This window comes from Qipengyuania sp. RANM35 (assembly GCF_041021145.2).
Classification (GTDB): domain Bacteria; phylum Pseudomonadota; class Alphaproteobacteria; order Sphingomonadales; family Sphingomonadaceae; genus Qipengyuania; species Qipengyuania soli.
This window is the reverse complement of record NZ_CM196433.1, coordinates 2,801,520-2,815,432: the sequence shown is the minus strand read 5'-3', so window position 1 is coordinate 2,815,432 and position 13,913 is coordinate 2,801,520. Positions and strand designations below refer to the sequence as shown.

Below are 13,913 nucleotides of genomic sequence, written 5' to 3'. Positions count from 1 at the left end.
ACGCACAGAAAACCCCGGCGCCGCGGAATGCGGGCCGGGGTTTTTCTTTGACCGGAAGGTCGCTCAGCCCTGCTGGCCGCCCTCTTCTTCTTCGAAGTTCACCGCGTTGGCGCCGGTCGCGCTGAGACGGACCTTGTCACCTTCGATGCCCGCGACCAGCCCGGTCGAAATGTAGTGGTGGTGGCCTTCGTGGCTGCCCTCGGCCTGTTCGATCTGGGCACCCGAATCCTTCTTGGTCAGCTTGATCCGGTCACCTTCGACGCCGTCGACGGTGCCGACGTGGACGCCGTCAGCGCCGATGACTTCCATGTGTTCCTTGATCTGCGAAATATCGGTCATGCAAAATCTCCTTCTGCCTAACCAATGACCGGAGCCGAGGAGCGTTTCGCAGGGGGGCGCAGGATGAGAACGTCTCGTCCCGAACGTCCAATCAGGCCGCCATCTCGCACCGGTTCCTGCCGCCTGCCTTCGCCGCATAAAGCGCCGCGTCGGCGGCTCCGAGCAGCGGGGAAAGTTCGGGCTTGCCGGTTCCGTTGTGCATGGCGACGCCGATACTGGTCGTCAGTGTCGCCGTGCCATTGGTTTCCTCGTGCGGAATCTCGATCCGCTCGACCGCGGTGCGCAGGTCGTCCGCCAGCTTGAAGGCATGGGCAGCGTTGTCGGCCCTCAGGATGAGCACGAATTCCTCGCCACCGAAGCGCGCGGCGAGACCGCCATTGCGTGCCGCGCAGTGGCGCAGCTCTTCGGCCACCGATTGCAGGCACTCGTCGCCGAGCTGGTGGCCCCAGTGGTCGTTGAAGGCCTTGAAGTGGTCGATGTCGACCATCATCACGGCCACCCGCGCTTCGCCAGTGGCGGGTGCCGCGTCATAGTGGCGGTTGAAGACCTCGGTCGCATGGCGGCGATTGGCGAGGCCCGTGAGCGGGTCCTTGCGCGACAGGTCTTCGAGCGCGCGATTGGTTTCCTCGAGGTCTGCCAGTCGCTTTTCGGATTGCCGGGCGATCAGGAAGTTGTGCGCCTCGGCCGCCCAGATCCGGTGCGGCAGGAGGAGCGAAACGGTGAGCGTGGCGATCAGGATACCGAGGAAGACCGGGTCCCGCACTGCGGGCGCATCCACCATCACGATGGCAAATCCGGTGACGATGCCGAACGCCAGGACGAGCGCGCCGATCTCCTTTGGCGAATAGGGCAGCACCTGCGCTGCAACGCCGATCAGGACGACCGGACCGATCGCCATGTATGCTGCCGAAAGGGGTGGCGCCCACTGGACCCCGATCAGGAGAATCGCGGCGAAGCTCACGATCGAGCAGCCCATGAGCATCTTCTGCATGCCGAGGAACCTGGCCGGCATGAGCAGGGCGGCGATTTGGAGCGGGAAGACGAACACCACCCTGAGGGCGAGCATCAGGGGGGCATGTTCAGGGATCGCGAGGAAGTCGATGAAGATCGAGGCAATCGCGACAGCCAGCCCGGTCCATAGCAGCAGGCGTCCCTGCGTGAACTGGCGCTGCTCAAGCGATGCTTCATAGGCGGCGGCAAGTTCGGCAGGCCAGCGGGACGGATCGACATCGCCGGCAAGGGCTGCTTCGGCAGCCTCGACAATATTTTCATGCCTCCGGTGGTCCGGAGCGCTTTCGTCTCGCGACCTTATCATGGGCGGAGATTAGTCCCTTCCCGCAGTCTGGCAAGCAATTCGGACCATGATGGACCCGATCGCGGTTCTGCTTTCGCGACACGTCGCGACAATATGCCGCTTGCATCCCCCGGGCCGCACTGTATCTGCAATTGCAAATCACTCGCAAAAAGGACTTTCGGATGCGCAAGTGGCATCGCTGGCTTTCTGTATTCTTCGCCGTCTTCCTGCTCTTCATCGCGGCTACCGGCCTGCTGAGTCACGGCGCATCGCTGTGGCCGGTGGCCGAGCCGAGCGCGGCAGAACTCGCCGCGCAGCAACCGCCCGCCGGCTTCACCTGCCCCGAAGGCTGGCGCTGTTCGCCGCCGCGGCCCGAGACCGGCCCGCGCGCCTGGGTCGGGTTCTTCCACCACCTCCACTCGGGCGAGGAGTTCGGCCCCGTCGGCACGGCGATCTCGATCCTGTCGGGCTTCGCGCTGCTGTTCTTCGCCTTCTCGGGACTGTGGCTCTACATCCGCATGTGGCGCGAGCGCGCCCGCCGCGGTGCGCAGGACCGCTGGTTCTGGAAATAGTCCGCTTCCGCGACTGCCCGAAAGATTGACACCCCACCCCTCTTGCGAGGGGCGGGGCGCCGGGGTTCGCAGGCAGAGCCCGCAAAAGGGGAAACCGGACTAGGCCCGCTGTTCCCCGGAAACTTGTTCCGTGGAAGTGAACGCAGGCCCTCGGGCGGTGTTCCGGCAGCTCGTCGCAAAGGCGTGAAATTATCCCGGCTTATCCCCGCCGAATCATAACCTCTTGCCTTCGAATCCGGCCCGTGATTCCCTATATGAGTCGTTCGGCCGAATACGTGGAGATACAAGATGTCGTTGCTGGAAGCCCGCAAGACCTACAAGCCCTTCGAATACCCCTGGGCCTACGAGTTCTGGAAGCGCCAGCAGCAGATTCACTGGATGCCGGAAGAAGTTCCGCTGGGCGAGGACTGCCGCGACTGGGCGCAGAAGATCACCGAGCACGAACGCAACCTGCTCACCCAGATCTTCCGATTCTTCACCCAGGCCGACGTCGAGGTGCAGGATTGCTACCACGACAAGTACGGGCGCGTGTTCAAGCCGACCGAGGTGAAGATGATGCTCACCGCCTTCTCCAACATGGAGACGGTGCACATCGCGGCCTACTCGCACCTCCTCGACACGATCGGCATGCCCGAAAGCGAATATTCGGCCTTCCTCGAATACGAGGAAATGAAGGACAAGCACGATTACCTGCAGGTCTTCGGCGTCGACACGGACGAGGATATCGCCCGCACGCTGGCGGCTTTCGGCGGCTTCACCGAAGGCATGCAGCTGTTCGCCAGCTTCGCCATGCTGATGAACTTCCCGCGCTTCAACAAGATGAAGGGCATGGGCCAGATCGTCAGCTGGTCGGTCCGCGACGAGAGCCTCCACTGCGAAGGCATCGTGCGCCTGTTCCACGAATTCGTGCGCGAGCGCGACTGCTACACCAAGGCGGTCAAGGAAGACATCATCGACATCTGCCAGAAGTCGGTGCGGCTGGAAGACAACTTCATCGACCTCGCCTTCGAAATGGGCCCGGTCAGCGGCATGACCGCGAAGGAAATCAAGAAGTACATCCGCTACATCGCCGACTGGCGCCTGGGCCAGCTGGGCCTGTCGCCGATCTACATGGTCGACGACCACCCGCTGCCCTGGCTCGCCCCGCTGCTGAACGGCGTGGAGCACGCCAACTTCTTCGAAACCCGCGCGACCGAATATTCGAAGGGCGCGACCCGCGGCAACTGGAACGACGTCTGGGCCAGCTTCGACAAGCGCAACAAGGCCAAGGCCGCGAACGAAGAAGACGGCGCTGGCGACGAAGGTCCGGGCCTGTTCGGGGACGAAGCCGGAGCGCAGGCGGCGGAGTAAAGCTCGCCGCTCAATCTGAGCGCTGCCTATGAGGCAGGAAGTGGCAGATCGCCGTCGGCATCAAGCCGAAAGCAATCTGGCCCAAAGTTCCGTAGAAAAATGGTACCGTCCATAGGGACGCGAACCATTCGTATGGCCTCAGGTCGCCCACAAGCATCGCAAGCGCTAGCTCGGCAATAATCAGGAGTGTGAAGGCCAGTCCGCCCATCAGCCCTGTTTCTCGCAAGCTATCGAGCGCATATCGTCTCAACAACAATCGCGCGGCTACAAAGCTGGCGGCAAGCATTGCGGGCACTTCAACGAGAACGAAGGCTGTCTCGCCAATTGCCGCGGCGCCCCACAGCACGCGCACCGTACCCAAGAGGAAGCCGAGACCGAAGATCGCGGCCCAGTAAAGTGTAGCGGCGCGCAGAATGGCCATAGTTCACATCATAGCACTTCTCCCGGGGGTCAGATTGATCCACCTCAAAGACCGCCACCCGGACCGTGCTACCTTCCCCTCATCACCTTAGAGGAAGGACCCCACATGTCGCAGCACACGCCCAATGAACTGACCCAGATCTTCGCCCGCGATCGCGAGCTGGTCACGCGGCTGAAGACCGAGGATGCGCATTACGCGCGGCTCGCCGACGAATATCACGAGGTGAACCGCCAGGTGCACCGCATCGAGGCCGAAACCGAGGCGGCGAGCGACGAGCGCTTCGAAACGCTCAAGAAACAGCGCCTCGCCCTGCTCGACGAAATCACCGCCATCATCACCAGGGCCCGCGCGGCGGCGTGAACCGGTGCCAGGCGGCGCTGCTACTTGCGCCGTTCCACGCCGCCGCGGCGGTCGGTGCCGCTGCGGCGGTCCGGTCCCTCGAACGGCAGCTGCTGCCTGCGCCTGTCACCCTGGCGACGATCCTCGCCCGAACGCTCAATGTATTCTCGACCCACTATGATCCCCCTGTCATCCCGGCGCTGCCGGAACGCCCATCACGCGGGCCGTCCGAATCCGGAACGCGAAAATGTCCGCAGCCGCTTAAGAAAGCGTTGCGCAGGAAAGATCTTGCTGGTCTTTGCGCGCGTTCGCGCGGCGATGCGGCTCAGGTGCGGCGGTCGGTGCCGCTGCGGCGCTCGACCTTGCGACGGTCTGTCCCGTTGATCTCGACCTGCTTGTTACGCCTGTCGCCGATACGGCGCTCTGTGGGCGTTCTGACCTTGTGCTTGCTTTCCATGGCGCGTCCCTCTGCAAATAATGCGTGGAATTGACTGTCCATGCGACCGGCAATTTGTGTTCTGGGCGTCAACTTAGTTTGGTGTTTCTAATAAAATGTTACGCCGCATGAACTTGGCGATAGCGAAACGTTTCGAAACAGCCGCGATTGACGCCATCGCGCCATCGGCTTTATTACCCGCCGCAGGAGTAATATGACAGAGCTTGCCTTCCGCTGATCGCCGTGCCCCACCCCTGATGGGCGGGTGAGCGCATGGCCTTCGCCGGCGGTGTCCCGTTGAACCGGGCCTCCGCCGAACCCGCGCGCGTTCCTTCGCGTCGCGCGCGTCCAAGGACAGCGGACAAGCATCCCATGAATATTTCGAAAGCGGAGCAGCGCACGCTCCACGCGCTCGCCCAGGGCGGGCAGATCCTCGTGCGTCGCGACGGCGAGGCGAGCGGCAACAAGGGCCGCCCGCCGATCAGCGCGGTCGAATGCTACAATCGCGACGGCTACGTGCTGGTCGACTGCAAGATGGCCACCTTCGCGCGGCTGAAGAAGCGCGGCTTCATCGCCAGCCACGGCGGCGGCCCCTACCGCGTCACTCGCGCCGGCCTCCTCGCCGTACGGGCGCAGCTGGACAACCGGTAGGGGACAATGGTGCGAGGGGCGGGAGACCACCCCTCGCATCGCTTCATGCGCACCAGTCGATGCGCTGCGTCGTCCAGCCGCCGCCTTCGGCAAGACCGAGGCCGATCATGTGGTCGGCAAGCTCGTCCTTGCCCCGCCGCGCTGCGCGCAGCTCGCGGCCGTATTTGTCGCGCGGGGGATCGGCACCGCCGTTCCATTCGAACGGCCCCTCGGCGAGCCAGGCTTGGAGCGCGCGCTTGGCCTCCTGCGCCCTGGTCCGCTCGGCAGCGCAGGCGCCGTCCATTTCGGGTGCGTCGAAGCCGGTCAGGCGGATGCGCCGGTCGCCCCGCAAATGGCCGTAGCGCACCGTGTCGCCATCGATGACGCAGGCGCTGTTGGGCCCGCTGCCGCACAGTTCGAAGCGGGTCGGGACCTCGACCCACTCCTCCGCGCCCGGTCGCATCCGGTCGCCGACGAAAAGCCACACGCCGAGCAGCACGCCGAGGAGGAAGAAGGGCGTCGCCAGCCGCCGGATGCGCCGCCACTGCGAGCGTCGCGCCCGCGCCTTCTGCCAGAGCGCGTCGAAGCGCACCGGTTGCGGTTTCCTTCGCGATACGAATCGTCTGCGGGCCATTGTCGATGTTCCGTAGCGCGATCCGTTAAGCCTTGCGCGCTAGACCAGTGGCAGAGCCGATGAGTCGCATGCCCCGATGACCGAATATTTCGCCTACTTCCTGATCGCGATGAACTTCACCGCCTTCGCCATGTTCGGCATCGACAAGGCCCGGTCCGAAGCCGGCGAATGGCGCATCCGCGAAAGCACGCTGCTGACGCTGGCGCTGTTCGGTGGGCTGCCTGGCGCGCTCGCGGGCCGTTCGCTGTTCCGTCACAAGACGCGCAAGAAGAGTTTCAACGAGGCGCTGCGGCTCGTCATGCTGCTCTACGTGCTCGCCATGCTCTACATCCTCTACATCAGCCTGCTCAGCGACAGCCCGATGCGCGACGAATTGCTGCCGAATGCCCTGACGAAGGTGTTCGAGCGCAGCTAGCGTTGCGGCACCCGGTCGCGGATGCGGTCGAAGCCCGCAGTGATGTTGGCGAAGCGTTCGTTGATGAGCGGTTCGAACTGGAGGTCGGTGAAGATGTAGGGCCAGTCGCCCTCGATCCCTTCGCGGACCAGTTCCCCAACATAGCGCGGGTCGATCCCGTTCTCGATCGCCTCGCGCGCCAGCTGGACGAACTCGGCCGCGCCGTCGCCCTCGTTCTGCTGCTCCAGCTCGCCGAAACGGGTAGGAACGTTGCGGCGCGAATCCATGATCTGCGTCCTGATGAACCCCGGGCACAGCACCGACACGCCGATCCCGCGCGAGGCGAGGTCGACCCGCAGCCCTTCACTCAGGGCGACTACGCCGTACTTGGTGACATTGTAGGACGGACCTGTTGCGGCGATGAGCCCGGCAATCGAAGCCGTGGAAACGATCTGGCCGCCCTCGCCATGACTCTCGATGAGCGGACCGAAGATCTCGATGCCCCAGACGACGCTCATCAAATTGACCCCGATGGTCCAGTTCCAGCTGGCATCGGTCCACTTGCCGTATTCTGCGCCGCCCCCGACGCCAGCGTTGTTGACGAGGATATGGACCTTGCCGAAGCGCGCGATGGTCTCGTCCGCAGCCTTCTGGAGCTCTTCCTTGAGGCTGACATCGGCGCGAACACCGGCGACGTCGGCATTGGTCGCGGCAAGTCCCTCCACCGCGCGATCGAGTGCGGCCTGCTCGATATCGCAGAGCATGACCTTGACCCCCGCAGCGGCCAGCGCCTGCGCAATGCCCAGCCCGATACCCGAGCCCGCCCCGGTCACGAATGCGACCTTGCCTTCCAGATGCTGCATCGTCCTCTCCTCCACTTTTCTCCGGGGGCGAGCATGGACCCGCGCAATCCGCGCCGCAATGGCGAAAGGGAGGCGCTCGTTAACCCTCGCGAGTTAGGATGACGGCCATGTTCGGACCGCGACTCGGAACCGTCTTTGCCAGCCGATGGCGCGCGCTGTGGTTCGGGGCCAGCGTGCTGTTGCTCGCCTATTGCAGCGTGCCCTCCCCAGAAGAAACGGCAAAGCAGCAGGCGGAAATCGCCGCCAAGAAGCATGCAGCCAATCCCTGGGCGCTCGAAAAATAGCTCCGCCTTCCCTCGTCGCGGTCGCGATGGCATAGTTCCCGCGGGGACGCGACTTGCAGGGGGAGACAGGGATGACGGTCGGACTGGGGCGTCTTGCGCGCTCGATCGAAGAAGTGGGAATGAACCTCGGCGCGATGCAGGCGATCGAGAGGCCTGACTATCGCACTTATGAACCGCATGCCGGGGATGTCTTCATCACCTCCTGGGCCAAGAGCGGTACCACCATGACCCAGCAGATGTTCCACCAGCTGCGAATGCTCGCTGCAACCGGCGAGGCGGACATGGATTTCGACGACATCAGCCGCATGACGCCGTGGGAAGACACTGCGCAACAGAACAATTTCGACATGAATGTGCCGCAGAAGGCGTCACCGCGAGGCTTCAAGTCGCACCGCGAATACGAGCGCCTGGAGCCGGGCATGCGCTACATCGTGACGCTGCGCGACCCGCATGAAACTTACCACTCGTTCCACCGCTTCTTCTCGGGCTACCTGTTCGAGCCGGGTACCATCCCGATGGAAGAATTCTTTCCGCTTTGGATGATGGGCGGGCCGGGCGGCTGCGACTACTACACGCACTTGCTGAGCTGGTACGCGCGCCGCAACGAGCCAGATACGCTGCTCGTCACCTACCGCTGGATGGTGAAGAACAAGCAGGCGATGATCCGGAAGATGGCCGCCTTCCTCGGCATCGACGCCGATGACGCGATGATCGATCGGGTCGATGCGCTGACGACGCGCGAGTTCATGTACGAACACAAGGACAAGTTCGACGACGCGATGATCAAGCAGGGCATGGCGGAAATGCTGGGCCTGCATGATCTTGAATCGAGCAAGGTGAAGGCCGAAGGAAGCGATGCAAAGCAGGTTCCGCCTGCGATTGCAGCACAGATCGACGCGCTGTGGGCGGAGCGGGTTGCGCCGGTCACGGGACACAAGGACTTCGCCAGTCTCGCGGCGGAAGTCGATGCCCTGCAGGGATAGGAGCGGGTAAAACCGCTTTCCTCCCCTTTCCCGCCCCGCTAGTTCGGCCCGCATGACCGACACCGACCTCTCGACCATCCACGCCAAGGCGGAAACGCTGATCGAGGCGCTGCCCTATTTCCAGCGCTACGCGGGAAAGAGCTTCGTGGTGAAATACGGCGGCAACGCCATGGGCGACGAGCAGGCCGCGCGCGAATTTGCCGAAGACGTGGTCCTGTTGAAGGCGGTGGGCATCAACCCTGTCGTCGTCCACGGCGGGGGGCCGCAGATCGGTGCGATGCTCGAAAAGCTGGGTGTCGAAACCCGGTTCGTCGATGGTTTGCGTGTCACCGACAAGCAGACCGCGGACGTGGCTGAAATGGTCCTGTCCGGCGCGATCAACAAGGCGATTGTCGGCTCGATCGCGCGTGCCGGCGGCAAGGCGATCGGCATTTCGGGCAAGGACGGCGGCCTCGTCACCGCGACCAAGCTGCAGCGCACGCAAAAAGACCCGGACAGCAATATCGAGAAGGCACTCGACCTCGGCTTCGTGGGCGAGCCGAGTGCGGTCGACACCACCGTGCTCGAAACCGCGACTGCTGCCGGTATGATCCCGGTCGTCGCGCCGATTGGCGTTGGCGAGGACGGACATACCTACAACATCAATGCCGATACGATGGCGGGCGCGCTGGCCGCGGCCCTGGGCGCTGCGCGCCTGCTGCTGCTGACAGACGTGACCGGCGTGCTCGACAAGCAGGGCAATCTGCTGACCGACCTCAGGCCTGCCGACATCGCGCGCCTGCGCGAAGACGGCACGATCAGCGGCGGCATGATTCCCAAGCTCGAAACCTGCGTCAAGGCGGTCGAGGCCGGGTGCGAGGCGGCGGTAGTCCTCGACGGGCGGGTGCCGCACGCGATGCTGCTCGAATTCTTCACCGCGCGCGGTGCGGGTACGCTCGTCAGCGCCGGGTAACACTGCCGCTTCGGGGGTGGCGCGCTCCGTGCCACTCTTGTAGGACACCGACAAAGTTTCAACCGACGGGAACGCGACTGAAATGACAGGCCTCGTGGCACTCTACCAGATCGTCGACATGATCACCTCGATCGTGATCATGCTGATCATCATCCAGTTCATCATCGGGCTGCTGTTCGCCTTCAACGTGGTGGGACGGTCGAACGAATTCCTCGCCGCCTTCTACGATGCCATCAATCGGCTGTTCGAACCGGTGCTGCGACCGATCCGCAATTTGTTGCCGAACACGGGCGCGATCGATTTCTCGCCAATCGTGCTGATCATCCTCCTCAACATCGTCCTGATCGTTCTCGGCTCGGTGGCCTTCGGCTGATGAGCGCGGAAATTATCGACGGGAAGGCCTTCGCGGCGAAGCTGCGCGCACGCGTTGGCGAACACGCGGCGAAGTTCGAGCAGGCGACGGGTCGCAAGGCGGGCCTTGCCGTGGTCCTCGTCGGCGAGGATCCGGCCAGCGAAGTCTATGTCCGCAGCAAGGGCAAGGCGACCGTTGCCGTGGGCATGGAGAGCTTCGAGTACCGCCTGCCCGCCGACACCCCGCAGGACGAACTTGTAGAACTGGTCCGCAAGCTCAATGCCGATCGCAATGTCGATGGCATCCTCGTCCAGCTGCCGCTGCCCAAGCACCTCGACGAGAAAGCGGTGATCGCGGAGATCGACCCCGACAAGGACGTCGATGGCATCACCCCGGCCAACGCGGGGCGCCTGGTCCTGGGCATGGATGCGCTGGTGTCCTGCACCCCGCTCGGCTGCACCATGATCCTCAAGGAGATGCTTAGCGACCTTTCCGGCATGGACGCAGTCGTGGTCGGTCGCTCGATCCTGTTCGGCAAGCCTATGGCGCAACTCCTGCTCGCAGAGAACTGCACGGTGACGATGGCGCACAGCCGCACGCGCAACCTGCCCGAAGTGCTCCGCCGCGCAGATATCGTCGTCGCCGCAGTCGGCGTGCCCCATCTCATCAAGGGTGACTGGCTGAAGCCGGGCGCGATCGTGCTCGATGGCGGAATCAACCGCCTCGCACCCGAAGCCGGTGAGGAGAAGGGCCGCATTGTCGGTGACGTCGCCTACGACGAGGCACTCGACCATGTCCGCGCCATTACGCCTGTCCCGGGCGGTGTGGGGGCGACCACAATTGCCGTTCTCCTGAGGAACGCGATTGTCGCAGCCTACCGCAATGAAGGCCTCGACCTGCCCGAGGACGCCTTGTGAGGATCGTCGCGCTTTCGCTGGCGGTTTTGCTTGCCGCCTGTTCGGCATCCCCGCAGCGACCGCGCGACTATTATGCCCGGCTCCTCGCTCCGACCGCCAAGCCGAGCGAAGTGGTGGCCACGGAACTCGCCTTTGCCAGGCGCGCGCAGGAAAAGGGCCAGTGGACCGCCTTTCGGGAATTTGCGACTGGCGACGCCACCATGTTCGTGCCCGAACCGGTCAATGCGCAGGAGTGGCTGAAGAAGCGGACCGATCCTTCCGAGGCGGTGAAGTGGCAGCCGCACGAAGTCTGGTCGAGCTGCGACGGCTCGTTGGCGGTCACCCGCGGTGCTTGGCAGCGGCCGAACGGCACGCATGGCTATTTTACGACCGTCTGGGAGCGCCAGAAGAACGGCGAATACAAGTGGGTTATGGACCAGGGCGACGTGCTGGCGGAGCCGCTCATAGCACCCGAGTTCATTCGTACTGTCGTCGCGGAATGCCAGCGTTCCAATATGTTTGTCCAGGCAGACGGACCAAAACGCCAGTTCTTCGGCGAGTCTGCCGACGGCACCCTGTCCTGGAACGTGAATGTCCGCGATGACAACGCGCGCGACCTAGCCGTCTACGTGAACTCGCCCGCTGGCATGGACAAGGTGCTCGAGCTTGCCGTAGCGGCGCCGACGCAATGACCCAGCTTTTCATCTCCGCCTTCATCACGCTTTTCGTCGTGATCGACCCGCCAGGTTGCGCGCCGATCTATGCGGGCCTGACCAAGGGCGCGTCGCAGGCCCAGCGCCGCAACATGGCGATCCGCGCGACGATCATCGCTTCGGCCATCCTGCTGGTGTTTGCCCTGTTCGGCGAGGACCTCCTTGGCGCGCTGCATATCGAGCTCGACAGCTTCCGCATCGCCGGCGGCCTGATGCTGTTCTGGATCGCCTTCGAGATGGTCTTCGAGAAACGCACCCAGCGCCGCGAAGAGCGGGCAGAGAAAGTGGCCGCCACGCCCGAGATCGAGGACGTGTCGGTCTTCCCCATGGCCATGCCGATGCTGGCCGGCCCCGGCGCCATAGCCTCGATCATGCTGCTGATGAGCAATGCCAAGGGCCTCGAAGGCACGCTTATCGTGCTCGCGGCGCTGGCTGCGGTCCTGCTCCTGACGATGCTGGCACTGATCGCTGCCGGCCCGCTGATGAAGATTTTCGGCGACCGCGTCGAAGCGGTCATCACCCGGCTGCTCGGCGTGCTTCTGGCAGCCCTCGCCGCACAATATGTGATCGACGGCTTGAAGAACTCTTTCGGGCTCTAGGCTCTACTGCAGGGTGACGATCTCGTCGCCGTCGTCGCGCAGGGCGAAGAACTGCATCAGCTGGATCATCAACTCGCACCGGTTGGCAAGGTCGGGCGCTTCGAGCAGCGCCTGCTTCGACGCCGCGTCGAAGGGGATAATCTGCGCGACGCCGTTGATCAGCGTCTCGTCATCGAGCCGCGATACCGAATCCCAGTCCACCGAATAGCCCTGTGCGTCAGCGAAGCGCCGCGCCTCGAATTCGAAGCCGGCCCGCTCGACGCTGGAGAGGTACTGGTTTTCCGGATCCTCGATGATCTCCGCCTCGACCTGGCGGAAGGGCGTCTTGACTTCGAGCTCGCGGATCACCCGGAAGCGTGCCTCGCCATCGAGGACGATGTTGTAACGCCCGTCTTCCAGCGCCTCGACATCGCCGATCCGCCCGACGCAGCCGATCTCGTAAAGCGGCGCGCCTTCGCGCGAACGCTGAGGCTGGATCATGCCGATGAGGCGATCCTTGGCCAGCGCGTGGCCGACAAGCTCGCGATAGCGCGGCTCGAAGATGTGCAGCGGCAACTGCAGGCCCGGGAACAGGATCGCACCGGGCAGGGGGAAGATGGAAAGCTTCGTGCTCACGCGCGCCCTAACCGAACAGCAGCCGCGAGAGGCGGCGACGCGTCGCGACAACCCAGGCATCTTCCAGCCCGACGGCTTCGAAGATCTGCAGCAGCTTGGACTTGGCCGCGCCGTCGTTCCATTCGCGATCGGCCTCGAACATCGCCAGGAGCTCATCGGCCGCACCGTCGCGGTCGCCGGCAGCAAATGCCGCCTCGGCATAGGCATAGCGCGCATCCATGTCGCCACCCGCAGCCTTGGATTTCAGCTCGGCAAGTTCGCTGTCGTCGACGCGATTGCCTGCAAGCTCCAGTGCAGTCTTTGCCTGTGCCAAAGCAGGGTCTGCGGCGACAGCCGGGTTTGCTTCAGCCGAGGTCATGGCCGCCTGCGCCGCTTCGACATGACCTGCCTGGACGAGAGCGCGGACCAGGCCGGAATGCGCGGCAGCATTGTCGGGTGCCATTTCCGCAACCTGGCCGAAGATTCCCGCAGCACGCTCCGCATCACCTTCCGCCAGCACCTGTTCGGCCATCTCGACGAATTGCGACACGTCCTGTTGCGGCGCCCCGCCATCAACCTCACCGCCTTCGATCGGCAATTGGGCAAGGATCTGGTCGAGCGTTTGCTTCAGCTGCGATTCGCTGCGCGCATTGGTCAAGTCGGCGACGGGCTGGCCCTGGAACATGGCATAGACTGTCGGTATCGACTGGACCTGGAACTGGGCGGCGATGAATTGCTCCTTGTCGACATCGATCTTGCGCAATTCGACGCCCTTGTCGGCGTACTCGCCTGCGACCTTCTCGAGCACCGGCGCAAGCGCTTTGCACGGTCCGCACCAGTCGGCGTAGAAGTCGAGAATGACGAGCTTGGTCATCGACGGCTCGACCACCTCGCTGCGGAAGCGGTCCACGGCCTTCTGTTCGTCGATGCTGAGACCCATGCTCGCCACTTTGATCCGCCTTTCTGCGTGAAATTCCAGCGCCCCATGTGGGACTTGTCGCGCCAATGTGAAGGGGCGCACGGGCCGTGGCAAGGCCGCTACCAAGAAAGCGCTTTTTGGGCTTGCGGGACTCAAAACCCGCTGCTAGTTGGCCGCCTCCCCACCGGGACCACTTGGTTCCGGTAGCGCCAGTGAGCGGGCGTAGCTCAGGGGTAGAGCATCACCTTGCCAAGGTGAGGGTCGGGCGTTCGAATCGCCTCGCCCGCTCCATTTTCCCACTGCATCACGCATTTCGTCCGGCAATTTCGCCGTTCCGGCGACTAATCGC

General features: G+C 63.9%; 21 protein-coding genes and 1 tRNA gene. 13 read left to right on the top strand and 9 right to left on the bottom strand.

What is annotated here, in order from left to right:
• Positions 1 to 63 precede the first annotated feature (63 nt).
• Positions 64 to 339: a DUF2171 domain-containing protein gene (locus RAM60_RS14090; protein ID WP_200981942.1), complete on the bottom strand. Its 276-nt coding sequence runs from the start codon at positions 337 to 339 to the stop codon at positions 64 to 66.
• A 91-nt stretch (positions 340 to 430) separates the two neighbouring features.
• On the bottom strand, positions 431 to 1,654 hold the full coding sequence (locus RAM60_RS14085; RefSeq protein ID WP_369026241.1) for a GGDEF domain-containing protein: 1,224 nt from the start codon (positions 1,652 to 1,654) through the stop codon (positions 431 to 433).
• A gap of 161 nt (positions 1,655 to 1,815) precedes the next feature.
• Here RAM60_RS14085 and RAM60_RS14080 point away from each other — a divergent pair, with 161 nt between their 5' ends.
• Positions 1,816 to 2,205 carry a PepSY-associated TM helix domain-containing protein gene (locus tag RAM60_RS14080; RefSeq protein WP_369026242.1) on the top strand — a complete coding sequence of 130 codons (390 nt, stop codon included), beginning with the start codon at positions 1,816 to 1,818 and terminating at the stop codon, positions 2,203 to 2,205.
• 288 nt (positions 2,206 to 2,493) lie between these two features.
• Positions 2,494 to 3,555 carry a ribonucleotide-diphosphate reductase subunit beta gene (locus tag RAM60_RS14075; RefSeq protein WP_200981939.1) on the top strand — a complete coding sequence of 354 codons (1,062 nt, stop codon included), beginning with the start codon at positions 2,494 to 2,496 and terminating at the stop codon, positions 3,553 to 3,555.
• 10 nt (positions 3,556 to 3,565) lie between these two features.
• Here RAM60_RS14075 and RAM60_RS14070 read toward each other — a convergent pair whose 3' ends face one another.
• On the bottom strand, positions 3,566 to 3,976 hold the full coding sequence (locus RAM60_RS14070; RefSeq protein ID WP_369026243.1) for a hypothetical protein: 411 nt from the start codon (positions 3,974 to 3,976) through the stop codon (positions 3,566 to 3,568).
• Between the two features lie 105 nt (positions 3,977 to 4,081).
• Between RAM60_RS14070 and RAM60_RS14065 the strand changes: the two genes are divergently transcribed.
• Complete coding sequence (locus RAM60_RS14065; protein WP_369026244.1) at positions 4,082 to 4,336, top strand: HP1242/YdcH family protein; 255 nt, start codon at positions 4,082 to 4,084, stop codon at positions 4,334 to 4,336.
• Between the two features lie 20 nt (positions 4,337 to 4,356).
• On the opposite strand, the gene RAM60_RS14060 is transcribed toward RAM60_RS14065, so the two are convergent.
• Together RAM60_RS14060 and RAM60_RS14055 are read right to left on the bottom strand one after the other, a co-directional pair.
• On the bottom strand, positions 4,357 to 4,491 hold the full coding sequence (locus tag RAM60_RS14060) for a hypothetical protein (RefSeq protein ID WP_369026245.1): 135 nt from the start codon (positions 4,489 to 4,491) through the stop codon (positions 4,357 to 4,359).
• Positions 4,492 to 4,640: 149 nt separating this feature from the next.
• Positions 4,641 to 4,772, bottom strand: coding sequence for a hypothetical protein (locus tag RAM60_RS14055; RefSeq protein ID WP_369026246.1), 132 nt, complete (start codon positions 4,770 to 4,772; stop codon positions 4,641 to 4,643).
• 351 nt (positions 4,773 to 5,123) lie between these two features.
• Between RAM60_RS14055 and RAM60_RS14050 the strand changes: the two genes are divergently transcribed.
• Positions 5,124 to 5,402: a YjhX family toxin gene (locus RAM60_RS14050; protein ID WP_369026247.1), complete on the top strand. Its 279-nt coding sequence runs from the start codon at positions 5,124 to 5,126 to the stop codon at positions 5,400 to 5,402.
• A gap of 43 nt (positions 5,403 to 5,445) precedes the next feature.
• On the opposite strand, the gene RAM60_RS14045 is transcribed toward RAM60_RS14050, so the two are convergent.
• The gene (locus RAM60_RS14045) at positions 5,446 to 6,015 is read right to left on the bottom strand and encodes a thermonuclease family protein (RefSeq protein WP_369026248.1); all 570 of its coding nucleotides are present in this window, start codon (positions 6,013 to 6,015) and stop codon (positions 5,446 to 5,448) included.
• Between the two features lie 76 nt (positions 6,016 to 6,091).
• Here RAM60_RS14045 and RAM60_RS14040 point away from each other — a divergent pair, with 76 nt between their 5' ends.
• On the top strand, positions 6,092 to 6,430 hold the full coding sequence (locus tag RAM60_RS14040) for a DUF1294 domain-containing protein (RefSeq protein ID WP_369026249.1): 339 nt from the start codon (positions 6,092 to 6,094) through the stop codon (positions 6,428 to 6,430).
• Here RAM60_RS14040 and RAM60_RS14035 read toward each other — a convergent pair.
• On the bottom strand, positions 6,427 to 7,272 hold the full coding sequence (locus tag RAM60_RS14035) for an SDR family NAD(P)-dependent oxidoreductase (RefSeq protein ID WP_369026250.1): 846 nt from the start codon (positions 7,270 to 7,272) through the stop codon (positions 6,427 to 6,429). The genes RAM60_RS14040 and RAM60_RS14035 overlap by 4 nt on opposite strands.
• A 107-nt stretch (positions 7,273 to 7,379) precedes the next feature.
• Here RAM60_RS14035 and RAM60_RS14030 point away from each other — a divergent pair, with 107 nt between their 5' ends.
• The 7 genes from RAM60_RS14030 to RAM60_RS14000 all read left to right on the top strand — a co-directional run bounded on the left by RAM60_RS14030 (position 7,380) and on the right by RAM60_RS14000 (position 12,051).
• Entirely contained in the window at positions 7,380 to 7,556 is a 177-nt protein-coding gene (locus RAM60_RS14030; protein ID WP_369026251.1) for a hypothetical protein, read from the top strand.
• 71 nt (positions 7,557 to 7,627) lie between these two features.
• Positions 7,628 to 8,539 (top strand): sulfotransferase domain-containing protein, encoded by a 912-nt coding sequence (locus RAM60_RS14025; RefSeq protein ID WP_369026252.1) that lies wholly within the window; start codon positions 7,628 to 7,630, stop codon positions 8,537 to 8,539.
• A 52-nt stretch (positions 8,540 to 8,591) separates the two neighbouring features.
• Complete coding sequence (gene argB, locus RAM60_RS14020) at positions 8,592 to 9,491, top strand: acetylglutamate kinase (protein ID WP_200981929.1); 900 nt, start codon at positions 8,592 to 8,594, stop codon at positions 9,489 to 9,491.
• An 82-nt stretch (positions 9,492 to 9,573) separates the two neighbouring features.
• Positions 9,574 to 9,864: a YggT family protein gene (locus RAM60_RS14015; RefSeq protein WP_200981928.1), complete on the top strand. Its 291-nt coding sequence runs from the start codon at positions 9,574 to 9,576 to the stop codon at positions 9,862 to 9,864.
• Complete coding sequence (folD, locus tag RAM60_RS14010; protein ID WP_369026253.1) at positions 9,864 to 10,760, top strand: bifunctional methylenetetrahydrofolate dehydrogenase/methenyltetrahydrofolate cyclohydrolase FolD; 897 nt, start codon at positions 9,864 to 9,866, stop codon at positions 10,758 to 10,760. The genes RAM60_RS14015 and folD overlap by 1 nt, the downstream gene beginning before the upstream one ends.
• Positions 10,757 to 11,431, top strand: a complete 675-nt coding sequence (locus RAM60_RS14005) for a Cif family virulence factor (protein ID WP_369026254.1) — start codon at positions 10,757 to 10,759, stop codon at positions 11,429 to 11,431. The genes folD and RAM60_RS14005 overlap by 4 nt, the downstream gene beginning before the upstream one ends.
• Complete coding sequence (locus RAM60_RS14000) at positions 11,428 to 12,051, top strand: MarC family protein (protein ID WP_200981925.1); 624 nt, start codon at positions 11,428 to 11,430, stop codon at positions 12,049 to 12,051. The genes RAM60_RS14005 and RAM60_RS14000 overlap by 4 nt, the downstream gene beginning before the upstream one ends.
• A 3-nt stretch (positions 12,052 to 12,054) precedes the next feature.
• On the opposite strand, the gene RAM60_RS13995 is transcribed toward RAM60_RS14000, so the two are convergent.
• Entirely contained in the window at positions 12,055 to 12,666 is a 612-nt protein-coding gene (locus RAM60_RS13995; RefSeq protein ID WP_246449836.1) for an LON peptidase substrate-binding domain-containing protein, read from the bottom strand.
• 7 nt (positions 12,667 to 12,673) lie between these two features.
• Positions 12,674 to 13,585: a tetratricopeptide repeat protein gene (locus tag RAM60_RS13990; protein WP_369026255.1), complete on the bottom strand. Its 912-nt coding sequence runs from the start codon at positions 13,583 to 13,585 to the stop codon at positions 12,674 to 12,676.
• Positions 13,586 to 13,780: 195 nt separating this feature from the next.
• Here RAM60_RS13990 and RAM60_RS13985 point away from each other — a divergent pair.
• Positions 13,781 to 13,855 (top strand) — tRNA-Gly (locus RAM60_RS13985).
• The last annotated feature ends 58 nt before the right edge of the window (positions 13,856 to 13,913 follow it).